This is a genomic window from Saccharococcus sp. Marseille-Q5394 (genome assembly GCF_946901335.1).
GTDB lineage: Bacteria > Bacillota > Bacilli > Bacillales_A > Planococcaceae > Sporosarcina > Sporosarcina luteola_C.
Window position 1 is genome coordinate 271,204 of sequence record NZ_CAMPPQ010000001.1, and the last position, 15,641, is coordinate 286,844.

13 protein-coding genes are annotated in these 15,641 nt (G+C 46.1%); 12 read left to right on the forward strand and 1 reads right to left on the reverse strand.

Features of this window, described 5'->3' with window-relative positions; translation table 11 throughout:
* The first annotated feature begins 92 nt into the window (after window positions 1–92).
* From rny to OC538_RS01335, 3 genes are all read left to right on the forward strand, one after another.
* Complete coding sequence (gene rny, locus OC538_RS01325; RefSeq protein ID WP_251624089.1) at window positions 93–1,661, forward strand: ribonuclease Y; 1,569 nt, start codon at window positions 93–95, stop codon at window positions 1,659–1,661.
* 89 nt (window positions 1,662–1,750) lie between these two features.
* Entirely contained in the window at window positions 1,751–2,548 is a 798-nt protein-coding gene (locus tag OC538_RS01330; RefSeq protein WP_262172976.1) for a TIGR00282 family metallophosphoesterase, read from the forward strand.
* A gap of 87 nt (window positions 2,549–2,635) precedes the next feature.
* Window positions 2,636–2,905, forward strand: a complete 270-nt coding sequence (locus OC538_RS01335) for a stage V sporulation protein S (RefSeq protein ID WP_251624091.1) — start codon at window positions 2,636–2,638, stop codon at window positions 2,903–2,905.
* A gap of 30 nt (window positions 2,906–2,935) precedes the next feature.
* Here OC538_RS01335 and OC538_RS01340 read toward each other — a convergent pair whose 3' ends face one another.
* Complete coding sequence (locus tag OC538_RS01340; RefSeq protein ID WP_262172977.1) at window positions 2,936–3,061, reverse strand: hypothetical protein; 126 nt, start codon at window positions 3,059–3,061, stop codon at window positions 2,936–2,938.
* A 190-nt stretch (window positions 3,062–3,251) separates the two neighbouring features.
* Here OC538_RS01340 and miaB point away from each other — a divergent pair, with 190 nt between their 5' ends.
* From miaB to miaA, 9 genes are all read left to right on the forward strand, one after another.
* Complete coding sequence (gene miaB, locus OC538_RS01345; RefSeq protein ID WP_262172978.1) at window positions 3,252–4,802, forward strand: tRNA (N6-isopentenyl adenosine(37)-C2)-methylthiotransferase MiaB; 1,551 nt, start codon at window positions 3,252–3,254, stop codon at window positions 4,800–4,802.
* On the forward strand, window positions 4,802–5,236 hold the full coding sequence (locus tag OC538_RS01350; protein ID WP_262172979.1) for a RicAFT regulatory complex protein RicA family protein: 435 nt from the start codon (window positions 4,802–4,804) through the stop codon (window positions 5,234–5,236). The genes miaB and OC538_RS01350 overlap by 1 nt, the downstream gene beginning before the upstream one ends.
* 116 nt (window positions 5,237–5,352) lie before the next feature.
* A complete protein-coding gene (cotE, locus tag OC538_RS01355; RefSeq protein ID WP_262172981.1) occupies window positions 5,353–5,910 on the forward strand; it encodes an outer spore coat protein CotE in 558 nt (185 codons plus the stop codon).
* 118 nt (window positions 5,911–6,028) lie between these two features.
* The gene (gene mutS, locus OC538_RS01360) at window positions 6,029–8,599 is read left to right on the forward strand and encodes a DNA mismatch repair protein MutS (protein ID WP_262172982.1); all 2,571 of its coding nucleotides are present in this window, start codon (window positions 6,029–6,031) and stop codon (window positions 8,597–8,599) included.
* 65 nt (window positions 8,600–8,664) lie between these two features.
* Window positions 8,665–10,575 (forward strand): DNA mismatch repair endonuclease MutL, encoded by a 1,911-nt coding sequence (gene mutL / locus OC538_RS01365; RefSeq protein WP_316044260.1) that lies wholly within the window; start codon window positions 8,665–8,667, stop codon window positions 10,573–10,575.
* A 46-nt stretch (window positions 10,576–10,621) separates the two neighbouring features.
* Window positions 10,622–12,115 (forward strand): glycerol kinase GlpK, encoded by a 1,494-nt coding sequence (gene glpK / locus OC538_RS01370; RefSeq protein WP_262172984.1) that lies wholly within the window; start codon window positions 10,622–10,624, stop codon window positions 12,113–12,115.
* 14 nt (window positions 12,116–12,129) lie between these two features.
* A complete protein-coding gene (locus tag OC538_RS01375; RefSeq protein WP_410055840.1) occupies window positions 12,130–13,779 on the forward strand; it encodes a glycerol-3-phosphate dehydrogenase/oxidase in 1,650 nt (549 codons plus the stop codon).
* Entirely contained in the window at window positions 13,776–14,690 is a 915-nt protein-coding gene (locus OC538_RS01380; protein WP_262172988.1) for an alpha/beta hydrolase, read from the forward strand. The genes OC538_RS01375 and OC538_RS01380 overlap by 4 nt, the downstream gene beginning before the upstream one ends.
* Entirely contained in the window at window positions 14,687–15,637 is a 951-nt protein-coding gene (gene miaA, locus OC538_RS01385) for a tRNA (adenosine(37)-N6)-dimethylallyltransferase MiaA (protein WP_262172989.1), read from the forward strand. Before OC538_RS01380 ends, miaA begins: the two co-directional genes overlap by 4 nt.
* The last annotated feature ends 4 nt before the right edge of the window (window positions 15,638–15,641 follow it).

Genomic DNA, 15,641 nt, shown 5'->3' on the forward strand with positions numbered 1-15,641 from the left:
TTTCACATCAATGAAATCATAATGGCAGTATGTTGAATGTTAATATACGAGCCGACTGAAAACGAAAAGAATAGCAGGAGGAGGTGACCTGGATGCCAGATGGAATCATCGGAAACATCATCTCCGCTTTGCTCGGTCTGTTCGTCGGTGCTTTTGTTATCTATTTAGTTATCAAAAAAGTGAATGATTCAAGAGTGACGGGTGCCAAAAACTCTGCCGAACAAATCGTGGAAGATGCGAAACGTGAAGCGGAGGCTATGAAAAAAGAGGCACTGTTAGAAGCGAAAGATGAAAATCACAAACTGAGAATTGAAGCGGAATCAGAAATCCGTGAACGAAGAGCGGAACTGCAAAAGCAGGAAAACCGTCTTCTGCAACGGGAAGAAAATCTAGACCGCAAAGATGATGCTCTCAATAAAAGAGAAGCAGGGCTGGAGCGCAAAGATGATGCGCTATCCAGTAGACAACAGCATATTGAACAAATGGAACGCAAGGCGGAAGATCTTGTTGCGACACAACAGACGGAACTTGAAAGAATCTCGGCCCTTACACGGGATGAAGCGAAACGGATCATCCTGGATGACGTCGAGAAGGAACTTTCCACAGATATCGCAGTAATGACGAAAGAGTCGGAGCAACGTGCAAAAGAGGAGTCCGAAAAGAAAGCCCGTGAAATCCTTTCCCTTGCATTGCAACGTTTTGCAGCAGACCATGTTGCAGAAACAACCGTATCTGTCGTGAACTTGCCGAACGATGAAATGAAAGGCCGTATCATCGGAAGGGAAGGTCGAAATATCAGGACATTAGAAACACTGACTGGTATCGACCTGATCATAGACGATACGCCGGAAGCTGTAATCCTTTCCGGGTTCGATCCCGTACGTCGTGAAACTGCCCGCCTCGCACTCGAGAAACTCGTGCAAGATGGCAGGATTCACCCAGCGCGGATTGAAGAGATGGTGGATAAGGCGCGTAGGGAAGTAGATGAATTGATCCGTGAAAAAGGGGAACAGACTACATTTGATGTAGGCGTTCATAATCTGCATCCGGATCTGATCAAAATCCTTGGAAGATTGCATTTCCGTACAAGCTATGGTCAAAACGTCCTAAAGCACTCAGTTGAAGTCGCTTATCTTGCGGGATTGTTGGCAGCCGAAGTTGGCGAAGACGTCACTCTTGCAAGGCGTGCAGGACTTCTCCATGATATCGGAAAGGCGATCGACCATGAAGTCGAAGGAAGCCATGTCCAAATCGGAGTAGAACTTGCAACGAAGTACAAAGAGCACCCAGTTGTCATCAACAGTATCGCATCCCATCACGGCGATGAGGAAGCAACATCGGTCATCGCAGTATTGGTAGCTGCAGCTGACGCATTATCAGCAGCGAGGCCGGGTGCACGAAGTGAAACGCTGGAGAATTACATTCGTAGGCTGCAAAAACTCGAAGAGATTTCGGAATCATACGAAGGCGTGGAAAAATCATTCGCCATTCAAGCGGGCCGCGAAGTGCGGATCATTGTACGACCAGACCAGATCGATGATATTACAGCACATCGCCTGGCTAGGGATATTCGGAAACGGATCGAGGAGGAACTTGATTACCCGGGTCACATCAAAGTGACAGTCATTCGTGAAACGCGTGCAGTCGAATATGCAAAATGATGAAAATGACTCCTGTCCAGCCATGGTTCAGGAGTCATTTTATTATCATTTCAAATTAGGTTCTTAATAGTAGAAAGAGGTTGCAAATAATGAAAGTAATATTTATAGGTGATATCGTAGGATCAATCGGAAGGGATATGGTCTTTGATCACATCGCGCGATTGAAACGAAAATACAAAGCGGATGTAGTCATTGCCAACGGCGAAAATGCCGCATCCGGTAGAGGCATTACAAAAGCGATTTTCGACGATCTACTCCGTTCGGGAGTCGATGTCGTGACGATGGGTAATCATACGTGGGACCAAAAAGAAATATACGATTTCATCGATGAGACAGACTACTTGATACGTCCAGCGAATTTTTCAGATGACGCTCCAGGAAGAGGAATGACGACGATTACAAAAAATGGAGTGACATTATCGGTGATCAATCTGCATGGACGCACATTCCTTCCACCTCATGGTGATCCGTTTGACAAGGCGGAGGGATTGATAGAAGAGGCCAGCCAACTATCCCCGCTCATCTTCGTTGATTTCCATGCAGAAGCGACGAGTGAAAAAATTGCAATGGGGTGGCATCTGGATGGAAAAGCATCCGTTGTCGTCGGTACACATACACATGTTCAAACGGCAGATGACCGCATTTTGCCAGGGGGTACGGCCTATTTGACGGATGCCGGAATGACTGGACCGTATGATGAAATATTAGGGATGAAGAAAGAGGATGTCATTTACCGTTTCCGTACGAATTTGCCTGTCCGATTTGAAGTTCCGAAGAGAGGGCGCGCCCAATTGAACGGGTTGTTTGTTGAGCTTAATGACCAAACCGGGAAAGCGGTCGCAATCGAGCGCATTATGATCAATGAGGATCATCGATTCGAAGCATGATGTGCGTCTAATCATCTCTTTCTTTTCATAAGATGACTTATGGAGAAATATATTCCATAGACATCGTGAAAACAAGGAGGAAACATGGTGAGTCCATTGAAGGTATCATCCCGCTCTAATCCGAATTCTGTCGCAGGAGCACTCGTAGCGGTGATCAGGGATCAAGGGTATGCAGAAATGCAGGCTGTCGGTGCCGGCGCATTGAATCAGGCCATCAAAGCAGTCGCAATCGCACGGGGATTCGTCGCCCCAAGCGGAAGCGACCTCGTTTGCGCACCGGCATTTACCGATATTGAAATTAACGGCGAAGGCAGAACAGCATTGAAGCTGTTAGTTGAAAAAAGAAAAAGAAATTAAATGCAATAAAACAAGAGCTGCCGAGAAAGTCTAAAAATGACTTTCTCGACAGCTTTTTATAATCGCGTCCAAAGCCAGCCATTCCGCGTCCAAAGCCAGCCATTCCGCGTCCAAAGTCAGCCATCCCGTGTCCAAAGGCAGCAATCCTACGTCCATAGCAAGCCGCCCAGCGCCCAATAAACCTTCCCTGGCGCCCAAAATAATCCGCAGCTGTCACACAGTTGCCCAAAACACCCGTTATTTCATGAATCAAGAAATCTAGCCACTTCAAAGTGGAAAGATGTTCATGTATAATGAAGTCAATCTGTTCAATTCCCACAAGGTTTGAAGAAAGGGGAAGTTTTGCATGAATGAAGAACAACGCCTGGAAGCCGGGCTTGTCAAACCAGATACAGTGAAAACTGCATCTGCACCGGAAAAGGACTATAGTAAATATTTTGAAACTGTCTATACACCTCCATCTTTAAAGGATGCTAAAAAGCGTGGGAAAGAAGAAATCTCCTACCATGACGATTTCCAAATTGAAGAGCGCTTTCTTGGCATGGGTGCTGGACGCAAGTTTTATATCCGTACATACGGCTGTCAAATGAACGAACACGATACCGAGGTGATGGCGGGCATCTTCACAGGTTTGGGTTACGAAGCGACGGACACGGTGAACGATGCGGATGTCATTCTTTTGAATACATGTGCGATTCGTGAAAATGCAGAAAACAAGGTGTTCGGTGAATTGGGACATCTGAAGCCGTTGAAGCTTGAAAAGCCGGATTTGCTTATCGGCGTCTGCGGCTGCATGTCACAAGAAGAGTCGGTCGTCAATAAAATCTTGAAGACATACGATCAAGTCGATATGATTTTCGGCACACATAATATCCATAGATTGCCGAATATCCTTCACGAAGCATATATGTCGAAGGAAATGGTCATCGAAGTATGGTCGAAGGAAGGCGACATCATTGAAAACCTTCCAAAAGTGCGCCATGGCAATATAAAAGCATGGGTTAACATCATGTACGGCTGTGATAAGTTTTGTACGTATTGCATCGTACCGTATACACGCGGGAAAGAGCGCAGCAGACGTCCGCAAGATATCATCCAGGAAGTGAGGCAACTCGCCGCCAATGGATATAAGGAAATCATGCTCCTTGGGCAAAACGTCAATGCGTACGGTAAAGATTTCGAGGATATCGATTACCGTCTAGGTGATTTGATGGATGACCTTCGCCAGATTGATATTCCGCGGATCCGTTTTACAACAAGCCACCCGAGGGATTTCGACGATCATCTCATCGAGGTGCTTGCCAAAGGCGGTAACCTGCTTGATCATATCCATTTACCTGTCCAATCGGGTTCTAGCGATATTTTAAAAATCATGGCAAGGAAGTATTCAAGGGAACAATTTTTGGAACTTGTCGCTAAAATTAAGGCGGCTATTCCGAATGTTACATTGACAACGGATATCATTGTCGGCTTCCCGAACGAGACGGACGAGCAGTTTGAGGAAACGCTATCTTTGTATAAAGAAGTAGGATTCGAAATGGCGTATACGTATATTTATTCTCCACGCGAAGGAACGCCTGCTGCCAAGATGGTGGATAATATTCCGATGGAAGTGAAAAAGGAACGCCTGCAACGGCTGAACAAACTCGTCAATGATATGTCGGCGGAAGCGATGAAGCCATATCAAGGTAAAACAGTCAAGGTACTTGTCGAGGGAGAAAGTAAAAGGAACCCCGATGTGCTTGCCGGTTATACAGAGAAGAATAAACTTGTCAATTTCAAGGCGCCACGTTCGGTGATCGGAGAAATTGTCAATGTAAAAATAATCGAGGCCAAAACATGGTCGCTCGACGGCGAATTCATTGGTGTCGTAAAAGAGGAAAAGGTGATGTCATAATGGAAAAACGTTATTCAAAAGAAGAGATAATCGAAAAGGCCCGGGAAATTGCGCATATGATCGCTAATACAGAGCAAGTCGAATTCTTCAAACGTGCAGAAGCACAAATTAATGAAAACCAAAAAATCCGCGAAAAAATTGCGAGCTTGAAATCATTACAAACGCAAGCGGTTAACTTCCAAATGTACGAAAAAGAGAGGGCCCTTGCAATCATCGAGGGAAAAATCGAGACGATTCAAGCGGAAATCGACGAAGTTCCGATTGTACAGGAATTCAAGCAATCTCAGCTTGACGTGAACCAACTTCTCCAGTTGGTGTCGAACACGATCGCCAATAGTGTGACGGATGAAATCATTGAATCCACAGGCGGAGATGTACGTCGCGGAGAAACCGGATCATACGTCAGAAGTACGCAGCATAAACCGTTATCATAATGTAAACCGATGAGGATAATTTCCTCGTCGGTTTTTTTCACTTTCTGGGCTTCTGGTGCATAGGATAAATAGACGTTAACGAAGGAGGAAACGAACTGAAGAATTTACGGCAAATTGTGACGAAGGCAGTCATTGCAAAAGGGAAGCTGCGGACGGAATCGAATGTCTCTCTGAAGCCGCCGAATAATCCATCAAGCATATTGGGCTGTTGGGTGATCAACCACACGCATCATGCAAAAAAAGTGGGGCGATACATCGAAGTGACAGGTAAATTTGATGTGAATGTATGGTATTCGCACCATGACCACTCAAAAACATCCGTCTTTTCGGAATCGGTGCCGTATAAGGATAAGATCAGGCTCCACTATCGGGACGAACCGGTATCCGGCCAAGAAGAGATCATTGTCAATGTTGTCCAACATCCTAATTGCACAGAGGCGCTCATCTCGGAGTGCGGGGAAAAGTTCATCATTAAAGTGGAAAGGGAATTGGTAGCGGAAGTCGTTGGAGAAACAAAAGTGTGTATCACTGTCCATCCGCATCAGTTTGAAGAGGAATGGTCATTCAAGGATGAATCATCTTCTCATCATGGCCATAGCCATGAACATGACCACCACAAAGTAGACGAAGAGAAGCGCCATGAGGACAGAGGAAAAGATTCACGCCCGTTTTAAGCCGGAAGGAGCATCCGGCTTTTTTTTATTGTGATAACTCCGGCTTTTTCTCTTTGTTACTTTGGAGCAGCATGTTTTGATATAATATAAGAAAATGCGAGATTAGCGAGGTTCTGGAATGACTACATACACACCAATGATTCAACAATACTTACAAGTGAAATCGGAACATGAAGATGCGTTCCTCTTTTTCCGGTTGGGCGACTTCTATGAATTATTTTTCAACGATGCGATAGAAGCATCCAATATCCTGGAAATTACATTGACGAGCAGGGATGGCGGAAGCACGGATAAAATTCCGATGTGCGGAGTGCCTTACCATTCAGCTGAAGGCTATATCGAGACCTTGGTCTCAAAAGGCCATAAAGTCGCAATCTGTGAACAGACGGAGGACCCTAGAGCGGCGAAAGGAATTGTGAAAAGGGAAGTCGTGAAAGTCGTTACGCCGGGCACAATAACAGAAGGGAAATCCTTGGATGCCAATGCAAACCATTTTATCGGGGCTGCTGACCAGCTTGATGAAAGACGTTATGCACTAGCGTATGTCGATCTTGCCACAGGTGAGGGGAAAACTGAAATCGTTTCAGGCGATGAGCGAACATTGATAGCCGAGATTGAGGCACTTGGAATGAAGGAAATCGTTGTCCGGGAACGATTGCATATCACCCTAAATGAATGGATGGCCAAAAGAGATATTGTCCTCTCGATGGAAAATGGGGAGAGTGATGATAGCTCCACAGACATCCGATCGCAAGTTCCACTTGAGTTGGGTGAGGCGTGCGACATTCTGATTTCTTATTTGAAACGTACTCAAAAGTCTTCTTTGGAGCATTTACGTCCTTTTGAATACATACAGAAATCAGGCAAACTTTCTATCGATGCCAATTCGATGCGCAATTTAGAGCTAGTCCAATCAATCCGGAGCGGAAGCAAGGAAGGAACTCTATTCTGGCTACTAGATGAGACATCAACAGCGATGGGGGCTAGGAAACTGAGAATATGGATTCATCAGCCTCTTGCCAACAGGAATGCTATTGAAGATAGACTTACAATCGTGTCGGACTTGATTGAGGATTACTTTCTTCGTGACGATTTGAAAACATCCTTGAAAGAAGTATATGACCTTGAACGTTTGACGGGAAGGATTTCCATGGGAAGTGCAAGCGGCAGGGATCTTGCACAGCTCCGAAATTCCCTTCGACGTGTGCCTCATTTAAAAAACGCGCTTCAGCAGTCCGGTCACGAGCGTCTGCAACAATTTTCCGAGCAGATTGACCCATGTTCAGAAGCACTCGAACTGTTGGAGAAATCGATTGCGGAAAATCCGCCTCTTTCTGTAAAAGAAGGCGGCATCATAAAAGACGGTTATCACGAAAAGCTTGATCAATACAGGGATGCGTCGAGAAACGGTAAAGAATGGCTTGCAGGGCTTGAACGCGATGAGCGTGAACGTACAGGTATTAAAAATTTGAAAATCGGATACAACCGCATTTTCGGCTATTTCATTGAAATTACGAAATCTAATATCCATCTGGCGGATTTGACCCGTTATGAACGTAAGCAGACCCTTGCCAATGCGGAGCGTTATATTACGTCCGAGTTGAAGGAAAAGGAAGACTTGATTCTGAACGCTGAAGCGGAAGGTCAGGAGCTTGAATATAGCCTATTCTGCGCTGTGCGTGATGAAATGAAAAATCATATTCGCAGAGTCCAACAATTGGCAAGTGTCCTATCTGAGTTGGACGTCCTGCTATCATTCGCTGAGGTGTCCGAAAAACAACGATTCGTCAGACCGCAATTCCATGACGGACGGGCATTAGAAATAAAAAACGGAAGACACCCGGTCGTAGAGAAAATGATGGATCATTCATTATACGTGCCGAACAGCTGCACATTGACTGAAGAGGCAAACATGCTGCTCATCACCGGACCGAACATGTCCGGTAAAAGTACATTCATGCGGCAAGTCGCTTTGACGGTCATCATGGCTCAAATAGGCTGCTATGTACCATGCGAATCCGCCACTCTTCCCGTAACAGACCAGATTTTCACAAGAATTGGCGCGGCGGATGATCTTGCATCAGGCCAAAGCACATTCATGATGGAAATGATGGAGTCTAAATACGCGATTGCAAATGCAACTGGAAACAGTTTGCTTCTCTTCGATGAAATCGGGAGAGGAACATCTACGTACGACGGAATGTCTCTTGCTCAGGCGATGATGGAATTCATCCATGATGAAATTGGTGCAAATACTTTGTTTTCGACACATTATCATGAGCTCACAAAGCTTGACATGGAATTGGAAAGGCTTTCGAATGTCCATGTCGCCGCTATGGAGCAGGAAGGGAGAGTCGTCTTCCTCCACAAAGTGATGGCGGGGCCGGCGGATAAGAGCTACGGGATTCATGTTGCCCAACTGGCAGGCCTTCCGGAAACGATTGTAGTCCGTGCGAAAAAGCTGCTTGATGCTTTTGAAAGCGCAGAACAGTCCAGTGCCGTGACTTCACCATCCGAACAATTGACATTCTTCGATTTACAGGAAGAAGCCGATCCGCTATCGGAAGTGGACAAGTCCGTGTTGGAACAGATGGAACAGGCAGACTTGCTGAACTTGACGCCAATGCAAGCAATGAACTTGATCCTAGATTGGCAGAAGCAATTAACTGAGGCCACGCGAGCAGACTAATCATTTACATCCCGCTAGCCTATTGATATTCATTACTACGACCAGATGACAAAAGGAGGGATCCAGTGGATATCATTTCAGTCATGGACGATTCATTGTCCAATAAAATTGCCGCAGGGGAAGTCGTCGAGAGACCGGCTTCGATTGTGAAGGAATTGGTGGAGAACTCGATTGATGCGGGCAGCACTTCGATTGAGATCGCACTTGAGGAAGCTGGGCTCACTTCTATTCGGGTGACCGATAATGGAAAAGGGATGTCACGTCACGATGCCGTCCTTGCATTTGAGCGCCACGCAACGAGCAAAATATCGAATGAACATGATTTGTTCCGGATCAGGACGTTAGGATTCAGAGGTGAGGCGCTCGCCAGTATTGCTTCCGTATCTAAGGTCAGCCTCTTTACGTCAGACGGTGAAACTGAAGGGACCGAAGTGCAAATTGACGGCGGGCTTCTTCTCAAGCAGTCCAACGCAGCGTTCAGAAAAGGGACCGACATGACCGTTTCCCAACTTTTTTACAACACGCCCGCCAGGTTGAAATATATGAAGACGATCCAGACAGAGCTTGGACATACGATAGATCTCGTCAACAGACTAGCGCTCAGTCATCCTCAAATCGCTTTTAAACTCTCCCATCACAGCCAAACTGTCCTGCATACATCAGGCAGCGGGGATCGCAGGAGAGTACTCACTGATATTTATGGAATGGCAGTAGCGCGAAAGATGGTGCCATTTTCAGGTGGAAACGCCGATTTCAAAGTAGATGGATACGTCACGTTGCCTGAGATGACAAGAGCATCCAAAAACTATATGACACTCATCGTAAATGGAAGATGGGTAAAGAGTTATCCTGCAAACCAGGCTGTAATCGATGGCCTTCATACCTATTTGCCAATCGGAAGGTACCCGATTGCAGTCATCAACGTAGAAACTGACCCTTTTTTGACGGATGTCAACGTGCATCCTTCCAAACAGCATATTCGCATGAGCAAAGAGGGCGAACTGTTTGACCTCATCAAATCGTCTGTCCGAGATGCGGTGAAACGGTCAATTATCGTTCCTGATGCCGTGAAACGGGAACCCTTCAAGAAAATGCCTTCGGAGCAAGTGACAATTTGGAGTGACTTCAGGCCGGCACCTACTTGGAAAGATAGAGAAGTTGAACAAGAGAAAACCGCAGTTGATCAGAAAGAGTCTCCGATTGAGCAGGAAGAGTCGATACTTGAAACGAATCTGTTTGAGAAGAAGCCGCTCCAAGCTGTTTACGAACCTGTCAAGCAAGAACCTGGGCAAGCGGATCAGCCCGAACAGGTAATGGAAGTACAGGAAATAGTAAATGATCAGGAAGTACCTGTTCCGGAAATAAATACCACAACTGAAACAAAGGAAAAAAGATTCCCGCCACTCGTACCAGTCGGGCAAGTCCATGGCACGTATATCGTCGCTCAAAACGAAGATGGATTTTATATGATCGATCAGCATGCTGCCCAAGAGCGGATCAAATACGAATTCTTCAGGGATAAATTAAGTAAAGTGGAAGAGGATGAAAGGCAAATGTTGCTAATGCCACTCATCTTCCATTATTCCGGGGACGAAATGGTGAAAATAGAGGAGAACCTGGAAGCGTTGAATGAAGTCGGTGTCTTTCTGGAGGAATTCGGACCGTCTTCATATACAGTAAAAGAATATCCGGCATGGTTTCCAGCAGGAGAAGCGTCGACTCTTATCGAAGAACTGATAGAGCAGGTTCTATCGAATCGGAAAACCGATATCGGAAAATTACGGGAGGAGACGGCAATCATGATGAGCTGCAAACGTTCCATCAAAGCTAATCATCATTTGTCGATTGCAGACATGGAAAGGCTTCTGAACGATTTGTCGATTGCGGAGAATCCGTATACATGCCCGCATGGACGTCCAGTCCTAATCCATTTTTCAACTTATGAAATTGAAAAGATGTTTAAGAGGGTAATGTAACTCTGTAGAAGAAAACCTATAGTTGAACGAGGGGGGCGGGTTACCAATGGGTGAGTTCATATTAACAATCGACCAAGGGACAACTAGCACGAGGGCAATTCTTTTCAACCGAAAAGGTGAGATTGTCCATACGGCGCAACGGGAATTCAGGCAGATTTTCCCGAAACCAGGTTGGGTGGAGCATAATGCGAGCGAAATTTGGGGTTCAGTTTTATCCGTCATCGCTTCGGTTCTGACCGAGAGTGGACTTCAGCCGGAGGATATCGATGGAATCGGCATTACAAATCAGCGGGAGACGACTGTTGTTTGGGACAAGCACACTGGACAACCCGTCTATCATGCAATTGTTTGGCAGTCCAGACAGACACAGCTAATTATTAATGAATTAAGAGAAGCTGGCAGGGAAGAGAGCATCCGTCAAAAGACGGGTTTGCAGCTTGATCCATATTTTTCTGCTTCGAAAGTGAAATGGATCCTTGACGAAGTAGAAGGTGTACGTGAACGTGCGGAAAGAGGGGAACTGCTTTTCGGTACGATCGATTCGTTCCTCATTTGGAAGCTGTCAGAAGGAGCCGTCCATGTCACCGATTATTCGAATGCTTCGAGGACAATGCTTTTCAATATTCACGAACTCGAGTGGGATAAGGAGCTTTGCGCAATGTTTGATATCCCGATGGGCATGCTGCCTGAAGTAAGGATGTCTTCGGAAATCTATGCCCATACAGACCCTTCCGTATTTTTTGGAGCATATGTTCCAATTGCCGGTGCCGCGGGCGATCAGCAATGTGCTTTATTCGGGCAAGCCTGTTTTCACGTTGGCATGGCCAAAAATACGTACGGTACAGGTTGTTTCATGTTGTTGAATACGGGTGAACAGCCTGTGACTTCCGAAAATGGCCTGCTGACCACGATAGCCTGGGGGTTGGACGGCAAGATTACATATGCACTTGAAGGCAGTGTATTCGTCGCAGGCTCTGCTATCCAATGGCTCAGGGACGGGATGCGAATGATCCAGAAAGCCTCGGATTCGGAAATGTACTCGACGCGGATCGCTTCTACGGAAGGTGTGTATGTCGTGCCCGCATTCGTTGGACTCGGTACACCCTATTGGGATTCGGATACAAGAGGGGCAGTATTCGGATTGACCCGAGGAACCGAAAAAGAGCACTTCATCCGTGCAACAGTCGAAGCGCTAGCCTATCAGACAAAAGATGTACTGTTGACGATGGAAAAGGATGCTGGCATCGACATTGATATTTTGCGTGTTGATGGAGGGGCTGTCGGGAACACATTCCTCATGCAATTCCAAAGCGATATGCTGCAGATCGAGGTGGAACAGTCAGCATATATGGAGACGACCGCACTCGGGGCGGCATATCTTGCCGGGCTTGCGACAGGTTTTTTCAAATCTTGTGAGTCAGTGGAAGCTTTATGGGCGAAGGAACGGACATATTCGCCGAAGATGGCAGTGGAAGAGCGGGACGCCTTGTACGGAGGGTGGAAAAAGGCCGTTGAGGCGGCGCGGCTATTCAAACTTTGACTGGAGGAGAGCGAATGATGTTATCATCGATCACAAGACCGAAAGTGAAGCAGTTCATGCGCGACTATCAGTTTGACCTGCTTATCATTGGCGGTGGAATCACCGGTGCCGGCATTGCTCTTGACGCAGTGACGAGGGGATTGTCCGTCGCACTACTCGACATGCAGGATTTTGCGGCGGGTACTTCAAGCCGATCGACGAAACTCATCCATGGCGGCCTGCGTTATTTAAAGCAGATGGAGTTAAAAATCGTTTCCGAAACCGGGAAGGAAAGGGATGTTGTCTATCGGAATGCCCTTCATGTGACGGAGCCTGAGCGGATGCTTCTTCCCTTTCATAAAGGCGGCTCATTCGGAAAGCTGACAACTTCTGCTGGACTATTCGTCTATGATAAATTGGCGGGTGTGAAAAAAGAGGAGCGCCGTGAAATGCTGTCACCTGAAGAGACGCTTGAAATGGAGCCGTTAGTAAGGGAAGACGGTTTGCTTGGCGGTGGACATTATGTGGAATACCGTACTGACGATGCACGGTTGACAATCGAAGTATTGAAGAAAGCTGCCCAAAAAGGTGCTCTTTGCCTCAATTATTTGAAAGTCGAGCAATTTACGTATCAAGACAAAAAAGTGGCAGGTGTCTCTGCCCGGGATATGCTCACTGGAGAAGTAATAGACATAAGCGCTTCCGTAGTCGTCAATGCGACAGGCCCTTGGGTGGATGAAGTGCGTGGGAAGGACGAAGTGTCTAATGACAAACGGCTACGATTGACAAAAGGAACCCATATTGTAATCGATAAGTCGATATTTCCTCTGCAGCAAGCAATCTATTTTGATTCGCCTGACGGCAGGATGATTTTTGCAGTCCCAAGGGGCAATAAAGCCTATATCGGAACGACAGATACCTTCTTCGATGGTGATCGGGCTAATCCGGTTGCAACCGAAGAAGACATCGCATATCTTCTTGATGCACTTCATTACATGTTCCCTTCAGTCAAAGCGGATCGCAATGATGTCGAGTCGACTTGGGCAGGTGTTCGACCGCTAATTTACGAAGAAGGGAAGGATGCATCCGAAATTTCAAGGAAAGATGAAATTTGGGAAGCAGGAACGGGATTGATAACGATTGCTGGCGGCAAATTGACCGGCTATCGCAAAATGGCTGAAACCGTCGTAGACCAAGTCATAAAGAGGTTTCCGACAACTTCGTTCGGCCCATGCGTAACGGAATATCTCCCGTTGGCCGGGGGAGACTTCGAGAGTGAAGAACAGTTCGCAAACTTTATCGAGAGCAAATCGAATGAAGCTGAATTATATGGACTTACTAAGGAAGAAGGCCGAGCACTTGCCTCCTTGTATGGATCGAATGTCGATCAGGTCTATACCTATGTAAGTGCGGTATCAACAGAGAAAACAGTTTTACCTGCTATATGGAAAGCGGAAATCCTCTACTCGATCCATAATGAAATGGCAATGACGCCTTCTGACTTTTTCATTAGAAGGAAGGGGGATCTCTATTTCAACATCGCGTTTGTCAAACTGTATAAAGAGGCGGCAACGGACTATATGGGAGCTATCCTTTCCTATTCCGAAGAAACGAAAGAGCTCTATCTCTCCCAATTGGAGCAGCATATAAAAGAAGCTGAAGGAAAGGTCGGTGAACGTGTGTGAATGAACAGGTGTTGACGATGTCAGACGGTTTTTCCATCCATTCGGTGTATGCGCAACCTGCCAATCCTCCTATCGCACATATCCATCTACTTCACGGGATGGCGGAGCATATCGGTCGATATGAAGAGTTCATCACTTTTCTCACTGACAAAGGATTTGCTGTATCGGGTCATGATCATCGGGGACACGGTCATACAGCCACGTTAAATGGGAAGTTGGGCCATTTCGGAGATACGGTCGGCTTCGATCGGATCGTTGAAGACACGTATGAAATCATCAGCTTTTACCGCAACAGGTTCCAAGCGCCTCGTGTAATCCTTTTCGGGCATAGTATGGGGTCATTTGTAGCAAGGAGATACGCCCAAAGATTCGGCAGGGAACTAGACAAGCTTATTTGTTCAGGAACTGCCGGCAACCCTGGTGTAAGCCGTATCGGTGGAAAAGCTCTAGCGTCAATGAAAGGCAAGGCAACAAAGTTTGATGAACCGGACTATTTCATTAATAAATTGGTATTCGGAGGGTTTAATAAAATAGCCAGAACACCAAAAACACCTTTTGATTGGCTATCGAGAGACAATGAAAAAGTGGAGCAATACATTAATGATCCGTTATGCGGTTTCGTACCGACAACCCGTTTTTTCATCGATCTCTTTGATGGACTTGCGAAAATCAATGACTTGGACTGCATAAGAAAAGTTCCGAACAGATTGCCAATCCTTCTCCTCTCTGGTTTAGACGATCCTGTCGGCAATACTGGTAAGGGAGTCTGGCAGGCAGCACAACAATTTACTGATGCCGGAAATGAGAATATAACAGTCATGTTATATGAAGGCGGTCGCCATGAAATGTTGAATGAAGTGAATCGGGAACAAGTATTTAATTTCATAAAGGATTGGATAATAAAAGAATGAGTCAATCAGATAGAGTCATCGCAATTGTAGGACCGACTGCATCGGGCAAAACGTCTTTAAGCATCGAGCTTGCCAAAAGGCTGGATGGGGAAATTATCAATGGGGACGCGATGCAAGTATATAAAGAGTTATCTATCGGCACTGCAAAAATAACAGAAGAAGAAAAGGAAGGGATTCCCCATCATCTCTTCGACATTAAGGAGCCTTCTGATTCGTTTTCCGTAGCGGAATATCAGTCGACTGTGCGTAACTGTATTGAAGAGATCCGAAGCCGAGGCAAACAGCCGATCATTGTCGGCGGAACGGGCTTGTACATCCAGTCGGTCCTCTTCGATTTCAGATTTACCGAAGAGGCGGGAGACGATAACGTCAGGGCTGAATTGGAAAAAGAACTCGAGTCGGAAGGCGGCGCGGAACGTCTGTATCAGCGGCTTCAAAAAATGGATCCTGCTAGTGCAGAAAAAATCCATCCGAATAATCACCGCCGTTTGATACGTGCGCTCGAAATCATCCAAGTGACTGGAAAAACGAAGAATGAGCATGAACAAGGGGCAGGTGAGGCGCTCTTTTTTGATCATTTAATCGTCGGCCTTACATTGGACCGGGAAATTCTCTACAAGCGAATCGATGTAAGGGTCGATCAAATGATGGAAGATGGGCTGCTGGAAGAAGCTAGAGGTTTATGGGAAAAGGGCATCCGAAATGTCCAGTCGGTCCAGGCGATTGGATATAAGGAGCTGTATCAATATTTTGAAGGCGTCATCTCACTAGATGATGCAATAGAGTTAATAAAGAAAAATACTCGTCATTATGCGAAACGTCAAATGACATATTTTAGGAACAAAGTGAAAATCAGCTGGTTCGATGCAAATTCGGATAAAGAAAAGATTGTCGATGAAATTATATCAATTTTGAAGGGTTTTGAAGAGGCGGAATCGAATAAGTAAAAAG

What these genes read in the sequence shown, in the direction of transcription:
- rny (WP_251624089.1), top strand. Translation starts at nt 93, where the DNA reads ATGCCAGATGGAATCATCGGAAACATCATCTCCGCTTTGCTCGGTCTG.
- OC538_RS01330 (WP_262172976.1), top strand. Translation starts at nt 1,751, where the DNA reads ATGAAAGTAATATTTATAGGTGATATCGTAGGATCAATCGGAAGGGAT.
- OC538_RS01340 (WP_262172977.1), bottom strand. Translation starts at nt 3,061, where the DNA reads ATGGACGTAGGATTGCTGCCTTTGGACACGGGATGGCTGACTTTGGAC.
- miaB (WP_262172978.1), top strand. Translation starts at nt 3,252, where the DNA reads ATGAATGAAGAACAACGCCTGGAAGCCGGGCTTGTCAAACCAGATACA.
- OC538_RS01350 (WP_262172979.1), top strand. Translation starts at nt 4,802, where the DNA reads ATGGAAAAACGTTATTCAAAAGAAGAGATAATCGAAAAGGCCCGGGAA.
- mutS (WP_262172982.1), top strand. Translation starts at nt 6,029, where the DNA reads ATGACTACATACACACCAATGATTCAACAATACTTACAAGTGAAATCG.
- glpK (WP_262172984.1), top strand. Translation starts at nt 10,622, where the DNA reads ATGGGTGAGTTCATATTAACAATCGACCAAGGGACAACTAGCACGAGG.
- OC538_RS01375 (WP_410055840.1), top strand. Translation starts at nt 12,130, where the DNA reads ATGATGTTATCATCGATCACAAGACCGAAAGTGAAGCAGTTCATGCGC.
- miaA (WP_262172989.1), top strand. Translation starts at nt 14,687, where the DNA reads ATGAGTCAATCAGATAGAGTCATCGCAATTGTAGGACCGACTGCATCG.